Below are 22028 nucleotides of genomic sequence, written 5' to 3'. Positions count from 1 at the left end.
TGCGAAGGTCGGTCTCACAACACCTGGGACAGGAACTTCTGCAGCCGCGGGGTCTGCGCGTTGTCGAAGATCTGGTCGGGTGGCCCGGACTCGACCACCTTGCCCCGATCCATGAACACCACCGTGTCCGACGCCGACCTGGCGAAACTCATCTCGTGGGTGACCACCACCATCGTCATGCCGTCGGCGCCGAGCTCGGCGATGAGCGCGAGGATCCCTTTGACCAATTCGGGGTCCAACGCCGAGGTGGCCTCGTCGAAGAGCATCACCTGTGGCTGCATTGCCAGCGCCCGGGCGATCGCCACGCGTTGTTGCTGGCCGCCGGAGAGCGCCGACGGGCGAGAGCCCGCCTTGTTCTTCAGGCCGACTCGGTCCAGCAGACTCAGCGCCAGTTCGCGGGCCTCGTCGCCGGACATTCCCCGAAGCTTCCGCGGCGCCAGCGTGATGTTGTCCAGCACGGTGCGGTGCGGGAACAGATTGAAGTGTTGGAACACCATGCCGATCCGCTGCCGTAGTTCGTCGGGGTCATCGGCCAACACCGATCGGCCGCCCAGCGCTATGTCGCCGGCATCGGGCTCGTGCAGCCGGTTCAGGGTGCGCAGCATCGTCGACTTCCCCGACCCAGACGGACCGATCACCGCTGCGGTGGCGCCTGCCGGCACGTCAAGGTCTACACCGCGCAGCACCTGATGCTTGCCGAATGACAGTTCAATACCCTTGGCCGCCAACGACACCGGCTCTCGGGGTACGGGCGACGTCACGTCATCTCCTGACTGGAGACCGCCGGACTCAGATCCACGGAGTCATCGGCCTCGGGGGGCCTACCGCGGCGCAACCGATGATCGACGACGTTCACCAGGTGCGTCAGGGGGATGGTCAGGGCCAAGTAGAGCAGGCCGGCCGCGACCAGCGGCGACAGGCTGCCGGTCTGGGCGTTGAAGTCGCGACCCACCTGGAACAGTTCGCGCTGGCCTGCAACCAGGCCGAGGAAATACAGCAACGCCGAGGCTTTGAGCAAGGCGATGAACTGATTGACCAGCGCCGGCAGCACCCGCCGGATGCCCTGAGGGATCACCACCAGGCGCATCGCCTCCGGGTACCCGAAGCCCAAGGCCCGGGACGCCTCCAATTGGCCGGACTCCACGCTCTGGATGCCCGAGCGCAGGATCTCGCCGATATAGGCGGCGGCGGTCAGCCCCAGGGCCGCGATCCCCAGCGGATACGGATTGTTATGCGTCAGTCCGCCTACCAGCGGACCGACCGCCAGGCCGATCAGCAAGATGATCAACACCTCGGGCAGGCCCCGAAAGATATCGGTGTAGACCCGGGCCGGCCAGCGCAGCCACCGGGTGCGTGAGATCCCCGCGACGGCCAGGCCCAGTCCCGCCACCAGGCCGATGACGCCGCCGCTCACCGTCAGCAGCAGGGTGTTGGGCAGGCCGGTCTTGATGAGGTCGGGCAGCGCTTGACGGTAGAGGTCCCAGTCGAAGAACGACTCGCGCAGTTGGGCCAGGGTCGATTTAGGCGTGTAGGCCTGGGCGTCCGCCCGGTGGTGCCGCGCCGCTATCGCGGCGAAGTCCGGCAGGTGCGGGGTGGCGGCTGACTTGGAACCCGGTTGCCAGCCCGGCGGCAGTGGCCGCGGAACCCAGTCGGTGTAGAGCTGCGGCCAGGTGCCGTCGTCGATGACGGCGTCCAGACCGGAGTTCAGCGCCGACGTCAGAGCCTGATTCCCCTTGGCGACGGCGTATGCCTCGAAGCCGGCCGGGCTGAACGTGCTTCCGACGATCTGGGCCGGATCGCCCGGCCGCAGCAGGTTCAGGGCAGTCATCGACGGCGCCACCCAGGCGTCGACCTGGCGGCTCTTGAGGCTGGCGTACAACGTGATCGAGTCGGGGAACCGCACCGGCTCGATCTCCAGGGTGTCGACGACGTAGGCATCTTCGACGGTGCCCTGCACCACGGCGATGCGCTGGCCGGGAGCCAGCGAGTCGTATCCGCTGATGGCCGATCCGGCGGGGACCACCAAAGCCATGTAGCCGAAGTTGTAGCCGTTGGTGAAACCGACTGTGCGACGGCGCTCTTCGGTGGCATTGATCGATGCTGAACCGACGTCGAACCGCCCGGACTCCACCTGGGCCAGCAGTCCGAAGAAGTCGGTGCCCACGAACTGGACGCGCAGGCCCAGCTTCTTGGCGATGGCCCGCAGCAGTTCGTTGTCGAAACCCGTGTAGCGGCCCTTGGCGTTGATGCAGTTCGTCGGCGGGCTCTCGGTGATGGTGCCGACCGTCAGCACTCCGGGGGTGCCCAGACCGAGTTTGGTGATGTCGATGGAGCTCAGTGGCTCAACTCCGGCGGTGGTGTACTTGTCCTCCCGCGGGCGCTTGGCGTTGGCCAGCTTCAGCGGCAATGCGACCGCGGCCTGCTCGCCGAGGGGCGCGCACTGGTCGGGCGCCGCGCCGGCCGGGGGCACGGCCGCGAGGCCGCCCACGATCAGGCAGGCGGCGAGAAACGCCGCCAGTCTCAGTGCTGATCGCGCCATCGGCACAGCGCCTCGGCGGCAGCCAGGTCATAGTCGGGTCCGCTGCTGCCGATGGTCAACAGTGTCACCCCCAGGGCGCTCAAGGTGTCGGCCTCGGCGAGCAGTTCGGCGACGCTGCCGCGGGTCTGATCACCGCCGAGGGCGGCCGAGTGCTCGATGGCCGCGGGATCACGCCCGGCCGCGGCGCAGTGCTCGGCGAGCACAGCGGCCTTGTGCGGATAGCTGTCGGCGTCGGCGAAGCTGTGCCAGATATCGGCGTGCTCGGCGACCAGGCGCAGGGTCTTACGCTCACCGGCACCTCCGATCAGCATGGGGATAGGCCGGGTGGGCGGCGGGTTGAGCTGGGCCAGGCGGCGGGTGATTCGCGGCAATGCCTCCGCCAAGTCATCCAAGCGGGTGCCCGCGGTACCGAATTCGTAGCCGTATTCGCGATAGTCCCGGTGCTTCCAGCCCGAGCCGATACCCAGGATCAGCCGTCCGCCGCCGATGTGGTCGACGGTGCGGGCCATGTCGGCGAGCAGTTCGGGGTTGCGGTAGGAGTTGCACGAGACCAGGGCACCGATCTCGATGCGTGAGGTCTGCTCCGCCCAGGCAGCCAGCATGGTCCAGCACTCGAAGTGTTCTCCGTCGCGGTCGCCGTAGAGCGGGAAGAAGTGATCCCAGTTGAACGCGATGTCGACGCCGATGTCCTCGCACCGCCGAATCGCGTCGCGGATCGCGCTGTAGTGCGGCGCGTGTTGAGGCTGCAGCTGTACTGCGATGCGGAGCGGCCGGGCCATCGGGCCAGCTTATCCCCGGGATCGCCGGGTATCAGCCCCGCCGAACCGCCGGACGTCAGGCCAGGGTCATGCGAAGCAGCTCGACCAACACGCGCGGCCGATCACTTTGCACCGAGTGCCCGGCGCCGTCCACGACGTGGGTGGTCAGTCCCGGCGAACGTCGCCCGTACTCGGCGACGTCATCGGCGGAGACGAACGCCGAGTCGCCACCACGGATCAAGGTGGTCGGTGCGCTGATCGCCGACACGTCGGTCCACAGGTCGGTGAAGTCGCCGACCGAGCGGATGGAGTCATAACGCCACGTCCAGCTGCCGTCGGGCAGGCGCCGGGTGTTGTGGAAAAGCCCGCGCCGCAACGACTCGCGATCCCGGTGCGGCGCCGCGGCCGCGGTGGCCTCCAGCAGCGTCGAGAAATCGGGGAAGGTCCGGTCGCCCTGGACCAGTGCCACGGTGCCGCGGTCGGTGGCGCTCATCTGGGCGTGCCGCTGCAGCGCCGAGGGTGTCACGTCCACGAGCGCCAACCGGCGCACCAGCTCGGGGGCGGTGGCCGCCAACCGGATCGCGGTGAGTCCACCCAGTGACATGCCGACCACCAATGTGGCGTCCGGTGCCAGTTCGCGTAGTACCGGAGCCACCGCGGCGGCATTGCGCTGTGGTGAGTAGTCGCCGTCGTCGCGCCAGGCGGAGCGGCCGTGGCCGGGCAGGTCCACCGCCAGCGCGGGCTCGCCGAGGCCGAGGACGACGGTGTCCCAGGTGTGGGCGTTCTGTGCGCCGCCGTGCAGGAACACCACCCGCGGCGATGCCGTTCCCCAGCGCAGCGCACTGATCTCGCCGGTCTCGATGCGCTCGACCGCGGGCAGCGGGCTGGTGAGACCGGCCTGCTCGGCGTTGCCGACCAGTAGGTCGAACTCCGAAAGGCCGGCCAGTTCGTCGTCGGTCATGTTCCCGCTCACTCTGCGTCCTTGGCGTGAAAGTACGAGTAGGTCGTGGCCTCAGCGCAGAGCCAACGGCTAACCGACGATGAACTCTTCGAGCTGTGTGCGCGCGATGTCGTCGGCCAGCTGCTTGGGCGGGCTCTTCATCAGGTACGCCGACGCGGGCAGGATCGGTCCGCCGATGCCGCGGTCCTTGGCGATCTTGGCTGCGCGCACCGCGTCGATGATGATGCCGGCGGAGTTCGGCGAGTCCCACACCTCGAGCTTGTACTCGAGGTTCAGCGGTGCGTCGCCGAAGGCGCGACCCTCCAGGCGCACGTAGGCCCACTTGCGGTCGTCGAGCCAGGCCACGTGGTCGCTCGGTCCGATGTGGACGTTCTTGTCCTCGATCTTGCCGGCCAGCGAGCCGGTGAGGTTGGAGGTGACGGCCTGAGTCTTGGACACCTTCTTGGACTCCAGCCGCTCCCGCTCGAGCATGTTCTTGAAGTCCATGTTGCCGCCGACATTGAGCTGGTAGGTGCGGTCCAGCGTGACGCCGCGGTCCTCGAACAGCTTGGCCATCACCCGGTGGGTGATGGTGGCGCCGACCTGGCTCTTGATGTCGTCGCCGACGATCGGCACACCGGCGTCGGCGAACTTCTTGGCCCACACCGGGTCGGAGGCGATGAACACCGGCAGGGCGTTGACGAACGCCACATTGGCGTCGATGGCGCACTGGGCGTAGAACTTGTCGGCCTCTTCCGAACCCACCGGCAGGTAGGAGACCAGCACGTCGACCTTGGCCTCACGCAGTGCCGCCACCACGTCCACGGCTTCGGCGTCGGAGACCTCGATGGTCTCCGCGTAGTACTTGCCGATTCCGTCCAGGGTCGGGCCGCGCTGCACGATGACGTCCGTCGGCGGCACGTCGGCGATCTTCATGGTGTTGTTCTCCGAGGCGAAGATGGCCTCGGACAGGTCGAAGCCGACCTTCTTGGCGTCCACGTCGAACGCGGCGACGAACTTCACGTCGCGGACGTGATACGGGCCGAACCGCACATGCATCAGGCCGGGGACCGTCGAGGTGTCATCGGCGTTCTGGTAGTACTGGACGCCCTGGACCAGCGAGGACGCGCAGTTGCCGACGCCGACAATGGCGACCCGCACATCCGTCGTTTGCTCAGTCATTTTCGACGATCTCCTTTTTTGCTTTCACTGCTGACGTGCTGTGTTGTGTTTTCCCGATGCCCGCGTCCGGCAGGATCAGGGTTGTTCGGCCCGACCCTGCGACACGCGTTCGGCCGCGATCAGCTCGTTGAGCCACTTGACCTCCCGCTCACTGGACTCCAGCCCGAGCTGGTGCAGTTGACGGGTGTAGCGGTCCAACGAGTTGCTGGCCCGTGCCACCGCGTTGCGCAGGCCCTCGCGGCGTTCCTCCACCTGCCGGCGGCGCCCCTCGAGGATGCGCATCCGGGCTTCGGCAGGGGTGCGGTTGAAGAACGCCAGATGCACCCCGAAGCCGTCGTCGGTGTAGTTCTGCGGGCCGGTGTCGGACACCAGCTCGTTGAAGCGCTGACGGCCGGCGTCGGTCAGCTGGTACACCCGCCGAGCCCGGCGCACCGGGGTCCCCGTGGGGGCGGCGTCTTCGGCGATCACGCCGGCCAGCTGCATGCGCCGCAGTGCGGGATACAGCGAGCCGTAGGAGAACGCCCGGAAAGCACCCAGCAGACCGGTCAACCGCTTCCGGAGCTCGTAGCCGTGCATCGGCGACTCGAGCAGCAGGCCCAAAATGGCAAGCTCAAGCACTCGAATCACCTCCTGATGTGTTTTCAGCTACGACCGGTCGACGGTTCGCGACATAGTATCGCGCCGATATAACAGAACCCAAGTGGCTGTCGTTCGCCTGACATTCAGGCGCGCGAAATGAGGCGGGTGAGCCTCGCGGTTCAGGAGGGGTAGTTGATGCGTTTGACGGTGCCGTCGCCGGCGAACGCGATGTAACCGCTGCCGTAGTCGCTGGAGACGTACACCGACAGCGACAGCGCCCCCGGTGTCGTCGGATCCCGGGCCGGATCCACGATCAGATAGGTGTTCTTCACCTCGGACGGCTTGATCCCCAGGGTTTCGGGTCCGCCGCGCAGGATGCCGACCGCGGCCTTGATGTCGAAGGCGCCCAGGTCGACCAGGGCGTCGTCGCTGCTCCGGGAGGATGTCGACGGGTCATCCCAGCCACCCCGGTAGGAGTAGTCCAGCTTGCGGCGTTCCTCGCCTGGATCGGCGCGCTCCAGGGACGCGTAGTCGGGATAGACCACCAGTCGGTAGCCCTTGGTGTCACCGAACTTCTGGCGGGCCTGCTCCAGCAGCCCGGTGAGCCCGCCCAGCGAGTGCAGCTGTCGGGGCGGGGTGAGCACCACCGGCGCGACACCGTCCGGCTTGGCCCCGGGGTCGGAGGTGAAACTCAGTGGTGAGCTGGTGTTTCCATACATCGCCCAACCCAGCAGCAGTCCCACCAGCAACGTCGCGCCCAGCACGCCCAACGCCCTGAGCAAGGCGCTGCGCACGCCAAAAGTCGTGGGACTGCCCAGGGCGGGCAACTTGACCGGAGCGGACTCGGTCTGCAGGTCGCTGACCAATGAATGGAGATCGCCCAGGGTCACCGCACGGGTGGCCGCGCTGACGCGTTCCTGGTGCTCGGCGCTCGACACCTGACCCTCACCCAGCGCGCTGTCGAGGATCCGGCACACATCGTCGCGGTCGCTGTCTTTGGCTCGGGTGCCTGCGGTCTGCCGTGTCGCCACGGCGACGATAGTAAAAGAACGGTGCGCGACAACGTCCCCGAATCCGCCGGTTGACGTCGGTTGGGGGCGTTGATCGCGACTGCCGGTGGAGACCCGACGTACTCTGGTCAGCGTGCGATTGCAGCGACAGGTGGTGGATTACGCGCTCCGGCGCCGTTCCCTGCTGGCCGAGGTCTACTCCGGGCGCACCGGGGTCTCCGAAGTGTGCGACGCAAACCCGTATCTGCTGCGGGCCGCAAAGTTCCACGGCAAGCAGAGCGCGGTGGTCTGCCCCATCTGCCGCAAGGAGCAGCTGACCCTGGTCTCGTGGGTGTACGGCGAACAGCTGGGTGCGGTTTCGGGTTCGGCGCGTTCCGCCGAGGAATTAGTCCTGCTGGCCACCCGCTTCTCGGAGTTCTCGGTGTATGTCGTCGAGGTCTGCCGGACCTGCAGCTGGAACCATCTGGTGAAGTCTTACGTGCTGGGCCTCGCGAGCCCGCCCAAGGGATCCCGAGGGCGACGGACGGCACGCAGCGGAGCCCGTACCGCCAGTGAGTAAACACAACGCCGACGAGCCCGACACCGGCTCGGCCCGGTCCTCCGACGCCGGTGGGCGGCGCCCCCCGACAGGACCGGATGACCGGCTCACCACGATCATTCCGGCGGTCGACGATGCCGTCACCGCCGATCTGCGCGACCCGATCGACGCGGTCCGCGCCGCGCTCGACGGCACGCCCCGGCAGCGCGAAGAGACGCTGAGCGGCCGAATCCCACGGCGCGAGCCCCCGCCGGAGAAGCCGGTGGCGACCGCGGCACCGCGGCGGGCCGATGAGCCGCGTCCCCCGGTGCGGCCGGCCGCACCGAACCCGCTGAACTGGCTGCGGGACCACCCGCCGAACTGGCGCTGGATTCGGCGCGGGTGCTACGTCGCCGCCGCGGTGCTGCTCTTGCTGCCGGTAATCACCTTTGCGATGGCCTACTCGATCACCGAAGTGCCGTCGCCGGGCGACATCCGCACCAATCAGGTGTCGACCATCCTGGCCAGCGACGGCTCCGAACTCGCCAAGATCATTCCGCCGGAAGGCAACCGGGTCGACATCGACATCAACCAGGTGCCGGTCTATGTGCGCAACGCCGTCCTGGCCGCCGAGGACCGCGACTTCTACTCCAACCCGGGGTTCTCGGTGTCGGGCTTCGCCCGTGCGATCAAGAACAACATCTTCGGCGGTGACACCCAGGGCGGCTCGACCATCACCCAGCAGTACGTCAAGAACGCCTTGGTGGGGTCCGAGCGGGCCGGCATGGGCGGGTTGGTTCGCAAGGCCAAAGAACTGGTGATCGCCACGAAGATGTCCAGCGCGTGGCCCAAAGACGATGTGCTGCAGGCGTACCTGAACATCATCTACTTCGGCCGCGGCGCCTATGGGATCGCAGCGGCGTCGCGGGCCTACTTCGACAAACCCGTCGAGGACCTCGACATCGCCGAAGGCGCACTGTTGGCCGCACTGATCCAGCGGCCGTCCACGCTGGATCCCGCCGTCGATCCCGAAGGCGCCCTGGACCGCTGGAGCTGGGTGCTCGACGGCATGGTGGACACCGGTGCGCTGACCGCCGCCGAGCGGGCCGCTCAGGAGTTTCCGGCCACGGTGTCGCCCGACCTGGCGCGCTCGCGCAACATCACCACCGGGCCCAACGGACTGATCCAGCGTCAGGTCACCCAAGAGCTGCTTGAGCTGTTCAACATCGACGAGCAGACACTCAACACCCAGGGTCTGCAGATCACCACCACCATCGACCCGGTGGCGCAGGAGGCCGCCGAGGAGGCGGTGGCCACCTACCTCAAGGACCAGATGCCGAAAATGCGCTCGGCGGTGGTCTCGATCGACCCGCGGGACGGCGCAGTGCGCGCCTACTACGGGGGATCAGAGGCAACGGGCTTCGACTTCGCCCAGGCCGCCCTGCAGACCGGGTCAGCGTTCAAGGTGTTCGCGCTGGTGGCCGCGCTGGAGCAGGGTATCGGCCTGGGTTACCAGATCGACAGTTCCCCGCTGACCCTCGAGAACGGCGACATCAAGATCACCAACGCCGAGGGCGAGGGCTGCGGTGTCTGCAACATCGCCGAGGCGCTCAAGCGCTCGCTGAACACCTCCTATTACCGGCTGATGCTCAAGCTCAACAACGGGGCGCAGGACGTCGCCGACGCGGCACATCAGGCCGGGGTCGCCACCAGCTTCCCCGGCGTTGAGCACACCCTGTCGCAGGACGGCGGTCCGCCGGAAGGCGGCGTGGTCCTGGGCCAGTACCAGACCAGGGTCATCGACATGGCCTCGGCGTACGCCACCTTGGCCGACTCAGGCATCTACCACCCACCGCACTTCGTGGAGAAGGTGGTCAGCTCGGACGGCCGAGTGCTGTTCGATGCCAAGACGTCTGAGGACACCGGCGAACAGCGCATCCCGAAGGCGGTCGCCGACAACGTCACCGCCGCCATGGTGCCCATCCCCGGTTGGTCGCGTGGGCACACTCTGGCCGGCGGAAGGCCGGCGGCTGCCAAGACCGGAACCACCCAGCTCGGTGACACCGGCGCCAACAAGGACGGCTGGATGGTCGGTTACACCCCGTCGTTGTCGACCGCGGTGTGGGTCGGCACCACCGACGGCCACGACCCGCTGGTGAATCAGTGGGGTGGCGCGGTGTACGGCGCGGGCATTCCGGCCGACATCTGGAAAGCCACCATGGACGGCGCGTTGCAGGGCACTCCCAACGAGTCTTTCCCGACCCCCACCGAGATCGGCGGCTACGCGGGTGTCCCGGCCGCGCCGCCCCCGCCCCCGCCGATGGATGAGGGCCCGCCGCCGCCCACGGAGACGGTCATCCAACCGACCATCGAGATCGCTCCGGGCATCACCATCCCGATCGGTCCGCCCACCACGATCACGGTCGCGCCGCCCGCCCCGCCGGGGCCCGAGCCGGGTGGGCCGCCGCCGGCTGAGGCGCCGCCGCCTCCGCCGTAGCGCCATTGTGACCTTGTTTCAACCCGACAGTGAGTCCACGGAAGTAGTCTGTTTGCCATGCAAACGCAGCGACGCGTGGGGGACGAATGGCTGCTGAGCACTTCGCCGTTTGACGAAAGGGGTTGTGCCCGGATCGGGATGGCGAAGAGCCGCAAGCCCGACTCCTCTTCGCGAGGATGCCCTGGGCGCCGGTGAAAACCCAGGGCCCGACAGCGCCGGGTACCGACAGCGCTGAGGAAGAACACTTCTTGGCGACCACGGACGCCGAGCAGTCCGCTAGTTCGACGCACACCCCCCGAACCGCGGGCAGTGACCCGAGCGTCGACGACGCTGATCCGCGCGAGCGCCCCGAAGCGGTCAAGGCGGCCATGGAGCGGCGGCGCCCCGATGACGAAAAGCCCAGTGCCCCAGCGCAGATGTCGGTCGATCCCGCCGACGAGCCGGATTCCTCCGACGTTCGTCGGCGACGGACCTGGCTGTGGGTCCGGCGGGTGGCCTACGTCGGGCTCGCACTGCTGCTGGTGGTCCCGGTCGTGACTTTCGGGATGGCCTACCGCACGGTGGAGATCCCCGAGCCCGGCGACATCCACACCACCCAGGTGTCGATGATCTTCGCCGCCGACGGAACCGAGTTGGCGAAAATCGTTCCGCCGGAGGGAAACCGGGTCGACGTCAAGCTCGATCGGGTGCCGGTCCACGTCCGCGAGGCGGTCTTGGCCGCCGAGGACCGCGACTTCTACACCAACTCCGGCTTCTCCGCCTCGGGCCTGTTCCGGGCGGTCAAGAACAACCTGCTGGGCGGTGACACCCAGGGCGGCTCGACCATCACCCAGCAGTACGTCAAGAACGCCTTGGTCGGATCCGAGCGAGCCGGTGTCGGGGGACTGGTGCGCAAGGGCAAAGAGCTCGTCATCGCCACCAAGATGTCTGCGGCGTGGCCCAAAGACGAGGTGTTGGAGGCCTACCTCAACATCATCTATTTCGGCCGCACCACCTATGGGATCGCCGCGGCGGCTCGGGCGTACTTCGACAAGGACGTAGAGAATCTCACCGTCTCCGAGGGGGCGTTGCTGGCGGCTGTCATTCAGCGGCCGTCAACCCTGGACCCGGCGATCAACCGCGAACTTGCCGTGGACCGCTGGAACTGGGTACTCGATGGCATGGTGCAAACCGGTGCCCTGACGCTCAGTGAGCGGGCCAAGCAGTTCTTCCCGACGACGATCCCGCCCGACCAGGCGCGCAACGCCGACCAGACCTTCGGACCCAACGGGCTGATTCAGCGCCAGGTCACCGAAGAACTGCTCGACATGTTTCACATGGACGAACAGACCCTGAACATGGAGGGCCTGCGCATCACCACCACCATCGACATGAAGGCGCAGCGCGCGGTGGAAAAGGCGGTGACCAACGCCATGGCGGGGCAGAAGCCGGCCGTACGTACGGCGGTGGTCTCCATCGACCCGCGCAACGGAGCGGTGCTGGCCTACTACGGCGGCACCGAGGCGGGCGGTTTCGACTTCGCCCAGGCCGGTTTGCAGACCGGTTCCTCGTTCAAGGTGTTCGCCCTGGCGGCCGCCCTCAAACAGGGCATCGGCCTGGGTGAGCAGATCGACAGCAGCCCGCTGACGGTCGGGCGGACCAAGATCAGCAACGTGGGGGGCGCCAGCTGTGGTGTCTGCAACCTTGCCGAGGCGCTCAAGCGTTCGCTCAACACGTCCTATTACCGGTTGATGCTCAAGCTCAAGCACGGCCCGCAGGATGTCGCCGATGCCGCCCACCAGCTCGGGGTCGCCGAGAGCTTCCCGGGAGTTGCCCACACCCTGTCCCAGGATGGTCGCGGTGGGCCCCCGGAGAACGGGATCGTGCTGGGCCAGTACCAGACCAGGGTGATCGACATGGCGTCGGCTTATGCGACGCTGGCGGCCTCCGGGGTGTATCACCGCCCGCACTTCATCCAGAAAGTGGTCGGCCCTGATGACCGGGTGCTCTTCGACATCAGCGGCGCCGGCGACACCGGCGAGCAACGTATGCCCAAGGCGGTTGCCGACAACGTCACCGACGCCATGAAGGCGATCCCCAGTTGGTCGGGCGGCCATGACCTGGCCGGTGGTCGGCCCGCCGCGGCCAAGACCGGCACCACGCAGCTGGGCACCACCGGGGCCAATCGGGACGCCTGGATGGTGGGCTACACACCCACGCTGTCGACGGCGGTCTGGGTCGGCACCGAAAAGGGCGACGAGCCGTTGGTCAACAAGTGGGGCGGCCCGATCTACGGGGCGGGCCTGCCGGGCGACATCTGGAAGGCCAGCATGGACGGTGCGCTGTGGGGCGCCCCCATCGTGGCGTTCCCCAAGCCCACCGAGATCGGCGGTTTCGCCGGCGTTCCCGCAGGCGCACCCATTCCGGTGCAGAACGACTGGTATGCCCCGCCGCCGCCTCCCCGGGACTGGGACGAACCGCCTCCACCGCCGCCGCCGGGTTTCCCGATGCCGGAGCCGTTCCCGCCGCCTCCACCGCCGCCGCCTCCACCGCCGCCACCTCCGCCTCCTCCACCCCCGCCTCCTCCACCCCCGCCTCCTCCACCCCCGCCACCGCCTGAGCCGCCCCCGCCGCCGCCCCCGGCGCCGGAGCCTCTCCCGTGACCCGGGAGGTGACCGAACGCGCGGTGCGCTCACCCCGACCCTTGGCGACCGACCTGCGCAGCGCCGACGATCGTGACCTGCCCAGCCGCACCGATGCCGTCGGGCACGCCTTGTCGAACACCATCGGCGGGCCGGTGGGCCGGCACGCGCTGATCGGGCGGACGCGGTTCATGACGCCGCTGCGGGTGATGTTCCTGATCGCACTGGTGCTCTTGGCGCTGGGCTGGACCACCAAATCGCCCTGCCTGCAGACCGCCGGCAGCGGCAGCCCCGACCAGAGGGCGGCCAACTGGGACAACCAGCGGGCGTACTTCCAGCTGTGCTACTCCGATGTCGTTCCGCTCTACACCGCGGAACTGCTGGATCAGGGCAAATTCCCCTACCGATCCAGCTGGGTGGAGAAAGACTCCTCAGGCAAGGAACAGACGCGCTACGACGGCCTGCCCGCCGTGCGCTACATGGAATATCCGGTCTTGACCGGCCTCTACCAGTACGCGGCGATGGCCTTGGCCAAGACCTATACGGCGATCACCAAGGTGGTGAAGGTTCCGGCGTTGATGGGGGTCGCCGAGGTGGTGGTGTTCTTCGACATCGTCGCGTTGGGTCTGGCGCTGGCCTGGCTGGCGACGGTGTGGTCCACCGCCGCGCTGGCCGGACGCCGTATCTGGGACGCGGCACTGGTGGCCGCCTCACCGCTGGTGATCTTCCAGATCTTCACCAATTTCGACGCCTTGGCGACCGCCTTCGCCGGGGCGGGCCTGCTGGCCTGGGCGCGGCGCCGGCCGAGGATGGCCGGGGTGCTGTTGGGTCTGGGTGCCGCCGCCAAGCTGTACCCGGTGCTGCTGTTGGTTCCGCTGGTCCTGCTGGGGCTGCGCACCGGGCGGCTCCGCGAGGTCAGACACACCGTCGTGGCCACCGCGCTGAGTTGGCTGGTGGTGAACCTGCCGGTCCTGGTGTTCGCGCCGCGAGGCTGGAGCGAGTTCTTCCGGCTCAACTCCCGCCGCGGCGACGACATGGACTCGGTGTACAACGTGGTCCGGTCGTTGACCGGATGGCAGGGCTTCGACAGCGACCTGGGGATGTGGCAGCCCCCGATGGTGCTCAACAGCGTGGTGGCGGCGGTGTTCGCGCTGTGCTGCGCAGGCATCGGCTATGTGGCGCTGACCGCGCCGCGGCGGCCCAGGGTGGCGCAGCTGGCGTTCTTGGTGGTTGCGGCGTTCCTGGTGACCAACAAGGTCTGGAGCCCGCAGTTCTCGCTGTGGCTGGTGCCGCTGGCGGTGCTGGCGCTGCCGCATCGCCGGCTGCTGCTCGTCTGGATGACCATCGATGCCCTGGTCTGGGTGCCGCGGATGTACTACCTGTACAGCGTCCCCGACCGCGGCCTGCCCGAGCAGTGGTTCACCACCGCGGTGCTGGTGCGCGACCTGGCGGTGCTGGTGCTGTGCGCGTTGGTGATCCGACAGATCTACCGCCCCCAGCTGGACCTGGTGCGGGCACCCGGGTGGGCCGACGACCCGGCTGGTGGAGTGTTCGATCAGGCACCGGATGCGCCGCCCTCGTGGCTGCCTGCCCGGCTGCGTCCGACAGCGGCTGCACCGGTCGCGCACAGAACCGGGGAGCCGGCGAGGGTGGGTCAGCTATAGGGTTTGTGCCCGTGCGGAAACCTCCGTGGCTGGCGTGGGCGCTCTGGGACTGTGGCGCCACCGGCCTGAACGCGATAACCATCAGTTTCGTCTTCTCCGTCTACCTGACCGCGTCGGTTGGGGCCAGTGCCGGCCAGTCCTCGGCGAGCTGGCTGGGGCGGGCGATGGCCGTCGCCGGGATCGCGGTGGCATTGCTGGCTCCGTTGACCGGTAGCTCGATCACCGATCCTCGGCGACGGCGCTTGGCGCTGATCATCCTCAGCGGCACGGTGGTGGCGCTGACGGCATCGATGAGCCTGATCCGAGACGACCCGCGCTACCTCTGGGCGGGACTGGCGCTGCTGGCCGTGACAGCGGCGTGCAGCGACCTGGCCACCGTCCCTTACAACGCGATGCTGCGCTCGGTCACCACGCCGGCCACCGCCGGCCGCGTCTCCGGTTTCGGTTTGGCCTCTGGCTACCTGGGTAGCGTCGCGCTGCTGCTGTTGATCTACGTGGGCTTCATCGCCGGGGACGGGGACACCGCCGGTCTGCTGGGCCTGCCCAAGGCCGACGGGGTCAACATCCGCGCGGCGATGCTGTTGACGGCGGCGTGGTTTGCCCTGTTCGCTGTGCCGCTGCTGCGGAGAGGGCCGGCACCAGTGATCGACGAGTCGGCGACTGTCGGGCCGGACGGTGCGACCCGGGGGTTTCGCCAGCTTCGTGCCGATCTGCTCGCCGAATGGCGCCGTGACCGCAACATCGTCTACTACCTGTTGGCCAGCGCAGTCTTCCGGGACGGACTGACGGGTGTGGTGGCGTTCGGGGCCGTGCTCGGCGTCAAGGTGTACGGCATCTCCGCAGCCGATGTGCTGCTGTTCGGGGTTACGGCCAGCACGGTGGCGGCTATCGGGGCGGCGCTGGGCGGACTGCTCGACGAGCCGGTCGGTTCCAAGCCGCTGATTCTCGGTTCGCTGGCGTCGATGATCGCGGTCGGAGTGGTGCTGTTGGTGCTCTCGGGCCCCCTGGCCTTCTGGGTATGCGGGCTGCTGCTGTGTCTGTTCATCGGCCCAGTCCAGTCGTCGGCGCGGACGTTGCTCCTGCGGATGAGCGCCACGGACAAAGAGGGTTTGGCCTTTGGTCTGTACACCACCACCGGCCGGGCAGCGACGTTCCTGGCTCCGACACTGTTCTTCACCTTCGTCGACCTGTTCGGTGCGGACCGGGCCGGCCTCGGTGGGTTGTTGGTGGTGTTGGTCGCGGGCTTTCTCGCCATGGTGCCCATCCGGGTGCCGAAAGCGCACGAGGACATAAATAGTGAGTTCTAAGCCACATAAGCGTACCCGCGTCCACCGACATGTTAATCGCTGGTTGACCTTGCTGTAATCTCGCGAACGCGATGACTACCCCCCTCAATCCCGCTCCAAGACCCTCCACTTCATCGGTTGCCGTCATTGGTTTGGCCTGCCGTCTGCCCGGCGGCATCGACTCGCCGCAGCGGTTCTGGCAGGCCCTGCTGCGCGGTGATGACTTCATCGACGAGGTTCCCGCTGACCGATGGGATGCCGACAGCTACTACGGCCCGGAACCGGGTGTGCCTGGCCGATCGGTGTCGCGGTGGGGCGCTTTTCTGGAAACCGTCGGTGCTTTTGACGCCGACTTCTTCGGTATGACCGAGCCGGAAGCGATCGCGATCGACCCGCAACACCGGCTGTTGCTGGAGACCTCGTGGGAGGCCGTTGAGCACGCCGGCCTCGACCCGGCCACGCTGGCCCGTTCCCAGACGGGAGTCTTCGTAGGACTGACGCACAGCGACTACGAGTTGCTCTCCGCCGAGCACGGCGCCCCCGAGGGGCCCTACGGGTTCACCGGTACCAGCAGTAGCTTCGCGTCCGCTCGGGTGTCCCAGGCGCTGGGGCTGCACGGTCCGGCGCTCACGGTGGACACGGCGTGTTCCTCCGGCCTGATGGCCGTTCACCAGGCATGCCAGAGCCTGCAGGTCGGGGAGAGCGATCTCGCGCTGGCCGGCGGCGTATCGGTGATGCTCGAACCCCATCGCTCGGTGGCCGGCTCCCAGCAGGGTTTGTTGTCGCCGACTGGCCGGTGCCGCTCGTTCGATGCCGACGCCGACGGATACGTCGCGGGCGAGGCCTGCGTGGTGCTGCTGCTCAAGCGGCTACCGGAGGCCGTCCGCGACCAGAATCGCATCCTGGCAGTCCTGCGTGGCAGTGCGGCCAATCACGACGGCAGTGCCGGACTGGGAGCAGAGCGGTCGGAGCAGGCTCAGATCGCGGGGTATCGATCGGCGCTGGCCGCCGCAGGCGTGGAACCCGCGACGGTGGGCCTGGTCGAAGCCCATGGTCTTGGCAGCCCGGACGCCGACCTGGCCGAATACAAGGGGCTGGCTGCGGTCTACGGCGCCGAGGCCCCCTGCTATCTGGGATCGGTGAAGACCAACTTCGGGCACTGCCAGTCCGCCTCGGGGCCGCTGGGTCTGTTGAAGGCCATCCTGGCGGTGGCCCACGGCACGGTGCCGGAACACCTGAACTTCACCCGGCTGCCGGATCAGCTTGCACAGGTGCGGACCAACCTCGTTGTGCCGCAGGAGAACTCTCCGTGGCCGGCACCCGCGGACCATCCGCGTCGGGCTGCTGTCTCTGCGCATGGACTGTCCGGCACCAACGTACACGTCATCGTCGAACAGTCGCCGGTACCGGCGCTACCGGACTCACCGCCGGCGTCAGCGCAGGATCCGCGGCCGGAGCTGCTCTTCCCGATCTCGGCGACCTCCGCCCAGCAACTGCGGCAGACGTCCGCCCGCTTGGCGGACTGGATCGAGGAACACGGCACCGCGCTGACCGATGCCGGCCTGGCCGATCTGGGCTACACGCTGGCCCGCGGACGGTCACACCGACCGATCCGAACGACCGTGGCGGCCAGCAACTTCGGCGAGCTGGGCGAGGCGTTACGCGGAATCGCCGACAACGACCTGCCCTATCATCCGGCCGTCGGGCCAGACGGACACGGACCGGTGTGGGTGTTCGCCGAGCACATCGCCCGTTGGACCGGCATGGCGGAACTGCTCGTCGCGGAGCCGGCCTTCGCGGCCGCGATCGCAGCGATGGAGCCGCTGGTCGCCGACGAATCGGGTTTCTCGCTCACCGAAGCGATTACCGCGGAGGTGCCGCCGGCCGAGATCGAACGCGTGCACCTGATCAGCTTCGCCATCCAGGTGGGCCTGGCCGACGCCATGAAAGCCTATGGGGTGCGACCGGGAGCCGTGATCGGTCATTCGCTGGGGGAGGTCGCAGCGGCCGTCGTGGCCGGCGGCCTGACCCTGCGAGACGGGATCATCGTCACCGCCCGCCGGTCCCGGCTGTTGTCGCGCATCGCCGGCAGTGGCGCGATGGCCACCGTGGAATTGCCAGCGCAGCAAGTGCTTTCGGAGTTCTCCATCCGCGATGTGTCCGGTGCGGTGCTCGCCGTGGTGGAGTCACCGGTCTCGACGACCATCGGCGGTGACGCCGAAGCCGTGCGTGATCTGGTGGCAGCCTGGCAACAGCAGGGAGTTGCCGCGCACGAGGTGGCGGCCACCGTTGCCGCGCACTCGCCGCAAGTCGAGCCGATCCTGGAGGATCTGGCGCGCGATCTCAGCGACCTGCAACCGAGCGAACCCGAGGTGCCGTACTTCTCCGCAACGCTGTGGGCACCACGCGACCGCCCCGCGTTTGACGGCGCCTACTGGGCCGAGAACCTGCGCTACACCGCGCGATTCGCCGCCGCGATCCAGGCCGCGATCAAGGACGGCTTCCGGGTGTTCGGGGAGCTGGCGCCGCGCTCGGACCTCGCGGCGGCCATCGAGCAGAATGCCGTCAGCCTCGACACCCCGATAGCGGCACTGGCCGCGGCCCCCAACACGCCGGAAGCGGCCTCGTGGAACGGCTTGCGCGGATTCGTCGCCGACTTGCACAGCGTCGGCACCGCAATCGACTTCGCTGCGCACTACCCCTCGGGACGCCTGGTGGAGGCACCGCTGCCGAGCTGGGACCACCGGCAGCTGTTGTTGAGCCGGGAGAGTGCGGACGCCACCCCGCGGGGCGCGGCCGTCCAGGCCGTCCACCCCTTGCTGGGCGCCCACGTTCACCTGCTGGAGGAACCCGAACGCCACGTCTGGCAGGGCGATGCCGGAACCGTGGCGCACCCGTGGCTAGCCGATCTCCGGGACAACAACACGGCCACCCTGCCCGTCGCCGCCTACGGCGAGATGGCCCTGGTCGCGGCCCGCATGAGTCTGGGCGAGTCGGCCGAGGTGCGTGACCTGCGGTTCTCCCAGCCGCTGCTGCTCGACGAGCAGACGCCGGTGTCCTCGGGCGCCGTGCTGGGCGTCCCCGGCGTCCTGGATTTCACGGTGACCACCCACCAGGATCGAGAGCGCCTGCGCTGTGCCACCGCCGTGTTGCACGCCGTGACCGATGTCGGCCCACCAGCGGCGCGCGACATCGTCGCCTTGCTGGCCGCGCACCCGACGCGCGTCGCCGAGGCCGACCTGCACCACGCAGACGGGGGCCACGGCACGCGCCACGGTCGGGGATTCCCCGGCTTGACGGCGATCCGCTACGGATCGGCCCAGCCCATCGTCGGCGCCACCGCGCTGGCCGAAATCACCCTGCCCGGTCCGTTGCGCTCCCAGCAGGCGCTCTACGACATTCACCCCGCGCTCCTGGAGGCATGCATCCACTCGGTGGTCCTACGCCCCGACGTCCCGCGGGGGGCTGACGGTGCGGCGCTGCGGCCGGTCGGTGTGCGCAGGCTGCGCCGCCACCACCTGATCCGCGACGCCCGCTACTGCCTGAGCACCGTGACCGCCACGCGAGCCGATGCCTATGAAGCAGACCTGGAGCTGTTGGACGTCTCGGGCACGGTGTTGTTGCGTGCCGAAGGTCTGCGATTCGTCACCAGCGGCGCGGAGCGCGAGGCCGCCGAGCGTGCCCTCGACGAGCGGCTTCTCACCATCGAGTGGCTGCGCCGCGATGCCCCCGATGCCGGTTCGGCCGGCTCGGGGCGCTGGCTGCTGCTGAATACGGCCGACGCCGCAGATCCGTTGGCCACCGGTCTCGCCGCTGCGTTGGCCGGTGCACAAGGCCAGTCCGACGTCGTGTCGATCCAGGCCGGCGGGCCCCCGGCAGATGCTCTCCAGGGTGTGCTTGAGGGCCGCAGTGGGGTCGTCCTTGTCACTGCGGCACCGGATAGCGGCGCGTTATCACCCCAGCGGAGCCGCGCCGTGATGGCGAATCTGCTGCAGGTGGTCAAGCAGATGGCCGCGCTGCCTGGGGAATCACCTCGGCTGTATGTGGTGACCCGAGGGGCCGCAAGCGTTCAGCCTGGGGATCGGATCAACCTCGAGCAGGCCGGGTTGCGCGGCCTGATGCGGGTCATCGACTCCGAGCATCCGCACCTGAAAGTCACCGCGATCGACCTGGACAGCGACACAGCCGGGGCGGCAACGGATTTCACAGATGTCGCCGCGTGTGTCGCCGCACAGGTGCACAGTGGGTCCGACGAGGACGAAACCGCGTGGCGTGCGGGCGCCTGGCACACCGCGCGGCTGCGTCCCGGACCCTTCGGTCCCGCCGATCGGCGGACCACGGTGGTCGAGCACGGACGCGACGGCGTGCGCCTGCAATGGGGACACCCGACCGAAGGCGCGGGGTGGGAACTGGTTGCCCAGCCTCGGCCCGCACCGGCTACCGGACAGATCGAAGTGGCAGTGACCGCCACCGGAGCCATCCACGACGCGACAGCCACCACCGGTGGGCTGGCGGACTTCGCGGGTGTGGTGGCAGTGGTCGGCGCCGACGTCACCGGACACCAGGTGGGCGATCACGTCGCCGGCATCTCCCCCGAAGGCCAGCTGAGCGCGTTCGTGACCTGCGATGCCCGGCTGGCGGCCACGCTGCCTGCACAGGTGCCGTTGTCCGAGGCCGCCGCGCTGCCGAGTGCGTACGCCACGGCATGGCTTGCCCTGCATGACCTGGCGCGCATCGCGGCGACCGATACGGTGCTGATCCACCGCGCCACCGACGGAGTCGGTCAGGCGGCGCTGGCGGTAGCGCGGGCAGCGGGCTGCACGATCTTTGCCACCGCGGACACACCGCAGCGACGACAACGCTTGCGCGACGGGGGCGTTGCACATGTCTATGACTGTTCCACCGCGGATTTCGCTGACCGGATACAGCAGGACACCGGCGGTCGTGGGGTGGACGTCGTGCTCCATTGCCTGTCGGGCCCGGCACGGCGTGCCGGAATCGACGTACTGGGTTATGGCGGCCGGTTCATCGAGCTGAACGCGGGAGATGTCGATGAGGCCAGCTGGTTGGCCTTGCTGCCCTTCCGGCGCAATCTTTCGCTGCACGTCGTCGACGTGGCGGTGCTGGCACACAGCCAGCCGCACACCGTTCAGCGCCTGTTGGCCACCGTCTATCAGCAGGTAGCCCAAGGGCTGCTGCCGATTCCACCGACCATTCACCAGCCACTACTGGATATCGCCGCAGCTCGAAAGCTGTCTGACGAGACCGACAGTGGCGCAACGCTCGTGCTGGATGCACCGCAGGCCGGAGAGGCCGTCGCGGTGGTACCACCGGAGCAGGCCCAGCTGTACCGGGCCGATGGCGCCTACATCGTCACCGGGGCCACGGCGGGTCCCGGGTTGCATCTGGCGGCTGAGTTGGCGGCGGCGGGCTGTGGCCGACTTGTGCTGAACGGCCTTGCGGCACCAGACAGCGACGCGCACCAGGTGATTGAGCGGCTGCGTGCGGACGGCAACGATGTTCAGCTGGTGTACGGCGACATCGCCGACCCCCAGACGGCCAGCCGTCTGGTTGCGGTGGCCACCGAGTCCGGCCTGCCGGTGCGGGGTGTGCTCCATGCCGTCGACGCCGTCGCGCAAGCCTCGTTGGTCGAGGTCACCGAAGATCTCATCGACCACTGCTGGGCGCCCAAGGTGGACGGCGCGGTGAACCTTCACCGGGCTCTGGGGGAGGGCAGCACCGCAGAGCCCGTGGATTGGTTCTGTGTGTTCTCCTCGACGGCGGCGCTTATCGGTTCGCCGGGGCATGGGGCCACGGCCGCCGCCGACAGTTGGCTGGATGCATTCGGGCATTGGCGACAGCGTCAGGGCCTGTCGGCCACCGTGATCGGCTGGGGACCGTGGGCTCAGGCCGCCGGTGCCACGGACCTGCCGGCGACGGGCCGCGCCGCGATCACCTATGCCGAAGGTGCGCGTGCCTTCGACGCGGTGCTGCGTTATGCCCGAACGTATTCGGGATACGCGCCAGTCAGCGGAGCCCCGTGGTTGACGGCGTTGGCGCACCGCAGCCGATTCGCCGAAGCATTCAAATCGGTGCGCCAGGGCAGCCCTGACGCCGAAAGATTCCTCGCCGAGTTGAAACAGTTGCCGCGCGACGAATGGCTCGGCGCCATCCTTCGCCTGGTGTCCGACCAGATCAGCCTGCTGCTGCGCCGCACCGTCGACCAGGATCGTCCGCTGCCCGAGTATGGCCTGGATTCCTTGGCCAGCTTGGAATTTCGCACCCGCATCGAAACCGAGACTGGAGTCCGCGTGGGGCCGGCCCAACTCACCACGGTGGCAGGCCTATCCCGGCACGTCTGCGACCAACTGGTCGCACGGGTGGAGCAGGAGGAGCCCGTCGATGCCGGGTAGCAAGACTGGGCAGGCCGCCGCC

General features: G+C 68.3%; 13 protein-coding genes. 6 read left to right on the top strand and 7 right to left on the bottom strand.

Annotated features, from left to right (window positions below):
• Positions 1-14: 14 nt before the first annotated feature.
• The 7 genes from G6N09_RS08500 to G6N09_RS08470 form a co-directional block, all read right to left on the bottom strand.
• Positions 15-761, bottom strand: a complete 747-nt coding sequence (locus G6N09_RS08500) for an amino acid ABC transporter ATP-binding protein (protein WP_109558933.1) — start codon at positions 759-761, stop codon at positions 15-17.
• Positions 758-2539, bottom strand: coding sequence for an ABC transporter substrate-binding protein/permease (locus G6N09_RS08495; RefSeq protein WP_083026368.1), 1782 nt, complete (start codon positions 2537-2539; stop codon positions 758-760). Before G6N09_RS08495 ends, G6N09_RS08500 begins: the two co-directional genes overlap by 4 nt.
• Positions 2521-3318 (bottom strand): LLM class F420-dependent oxidoreductase, encoded by a 798-nt coding sequence (locus G6N09_RS08490; RefSeq protein WP_083026183.1) that lies wholly within the window; start codon positions 3316-3318, stop codon positions 2521-2523. The genes G6N09_RS08495 and G6N09_RS08490 overlap by 19 nt, the downstream gene beginning before the upstream one ends.
• A gap of 55 nt (positions 3319-3373) precedes the next feature.
• Entirely contained in the window at positions 3374-4258 is an 885-nt protein-coding gene (locus G6N09_RS08485; protein ID WP_083026181.1) for an Rv0045c family esterase, read from the bottom strand.
• Between the two features lie 69 nt (positions 4259-4327).
• Entirely contained in the window at positions 4328-5419 is a 1092-nt protein-coding gene (locus G6N09_RS08480; RefSeq protein WP_083026178.1) for an inositol-3-phosphate synthase, read from the bottom strand.
• Between the two features lie 75 nt (positions 5420-5494).
• Positions 5495-6037, bottom strand: a complete 543-nt coding sequence (locus G6N09_RS08475) for a PadR family transcriptional regulator (RefSeq protein WP_083026366.1) — start codon at positions 6035-6037, stop codon at positions 5495-5497.
• A 140-nt stretch (positions 6038-6177) separates the two neighbouring features.
• On the bottom strand, positions 6178-7029 hold the full coding sequence (locus G6N09_RS08470) for a DUF1707 SHOCT-like domain-containing protein (RefSeq protein ID WP_083026176.1): 852 nt from the start codon (positions 7027-7029) through the stop codon (positions 6178-6180).
• A 112-nt stretch (positions 7030-7141) separates the two neighbouring features.
• Between G6N09_RS08470 and G6N09_RS08465 the strand changes: the two genes are divergently transcribed.
• The 6 genes from G6N09_RS08465 (at position 7142) to pks2 (ending at position 22006) form a co-directional block, all read left to right on the top strand.
• Positions 7142-7567, top strand: coding sequence for a DUF5318 family protein (locus G6N09_RS08465; protein ID WP_083026364.1), 426 nt, complete (start codon positions 7142-7144; stop codon positions 7565-7567).
• A gap of 94 nt (positions 7568-7661) precedes the next feature.
• Positions 7662-10022, top strand: a complete 2361-nt coding sequence (locus tag G6N09_RS08460; protein WP_234807033.1) for a transglycosylase domain-containing protein — start codon at positions 7662-7664, stop codon at positions 10020-10022.
• Positions 10023-10198: 176 nt separating this feature from the next.
• On the top strand, positions 10199-12664 hold the full coding sequence (locus tag G6N09_RS08455; RefSeq protein WP_163752728.1) for a transglycosylase domain-containing protein: 2466 nt from the start codon (positions 10199-10201) through the stop codon (positions 12662-12664).
• On the top strand, positions 12661-14307 hold the full coding sequence (locus G6N09_RS08450; protein ID WP_234807042.1) for a glycosyltransferase family 87 protein: 1647 nt from the start codon (positions 12661-12663) through the stop codon (positions 14305-14307). Before G6N09_RS08455 ends, G6N09_RS08450 begins: the two co-directional genes overlap by 4 nt.
• A gap of 11 nt (positions 14308-14318) precedes the next feature.
• On the top strand, positions 14319-15614 hold the full coding sequence (locus G6N09_RS08445) for an MFS transporter (protein ID WP_234807043.1): 1296 nt from the start codon (positions 14319-14321) through the stop codon (positions 15612-15614).
• Between the two features lie 71 nt (positions 15615-15685).
• Complete coding sequence (pks2, locus tag G6N09_RS08440) at positions 15686-22006, top strand: sulfolipid-1 biosynthesis phthioceranic/hydroxyphthioceranic acid synthase (protein WP_083026595.1); 6321 nt, start codon at positions 15686-15688, stop codon at positions 22004-22006.
• Positions 22007-22028: the final 22 nt, after the last annotated feature.

Source organism: Mycolicibacter minnesotensis (genome assembly GCF_010731755.1).
Lineage (GTDB): Bacteria > Actinomycetota > Actinomycetes > Mycobacteriales > Mycobacteriaceae > Mycobacterium > Mycobacterium minnesotense.
Note: the sequence above shows the minus strand (reverse complement) of the source record. Positions and strands in the feature narration are given on the sequence as shown.

Coding starts and splice junctions, on each gene's coding strand:
- G6N09_RS08495 (WP_083026368.1), bottom strand. CDS start 2,539: ATGGCGCGATCAGCACTGAGACTGGCGGCGTTTCTCGCCGCCTGCCTG.
- G6N09_RS08490 (WP_083026183.1), bottom strand. CDS start 3,318: ATGGCCCGGCCGCTCCGCATCGCAGTACAGCTGCAGCCTCAACACGCG.
- G6N09_RS08485 (WP_083026181.1), bottom strand. CDS start 4,258: ATGACCGACGACGAACTGGCCGGCCTTTCGGAGTTCGACCTACTGGTC.
- G6N09_RS08480 (WP_083026178.1), bottom strand. CDS start 5,419: ATGACTGAGCAAACGACGGATGTGCGGGTCGCCATTGTCGGCGTCGGC.
- G6N09_RS08455 (WP_163752728.1), top strand. CDS start 10,199: ATGCCCTGGGCGCCGGTGAAAACCCAGGGCCCGACAGCGCCGGGTACC.
- pks2 (WP_083026595.1), top strand. CDS start 15,686: ATGACTACCCCCCTCAATCCCGCTCCAAGACCCTCCACTTCATCGGTT.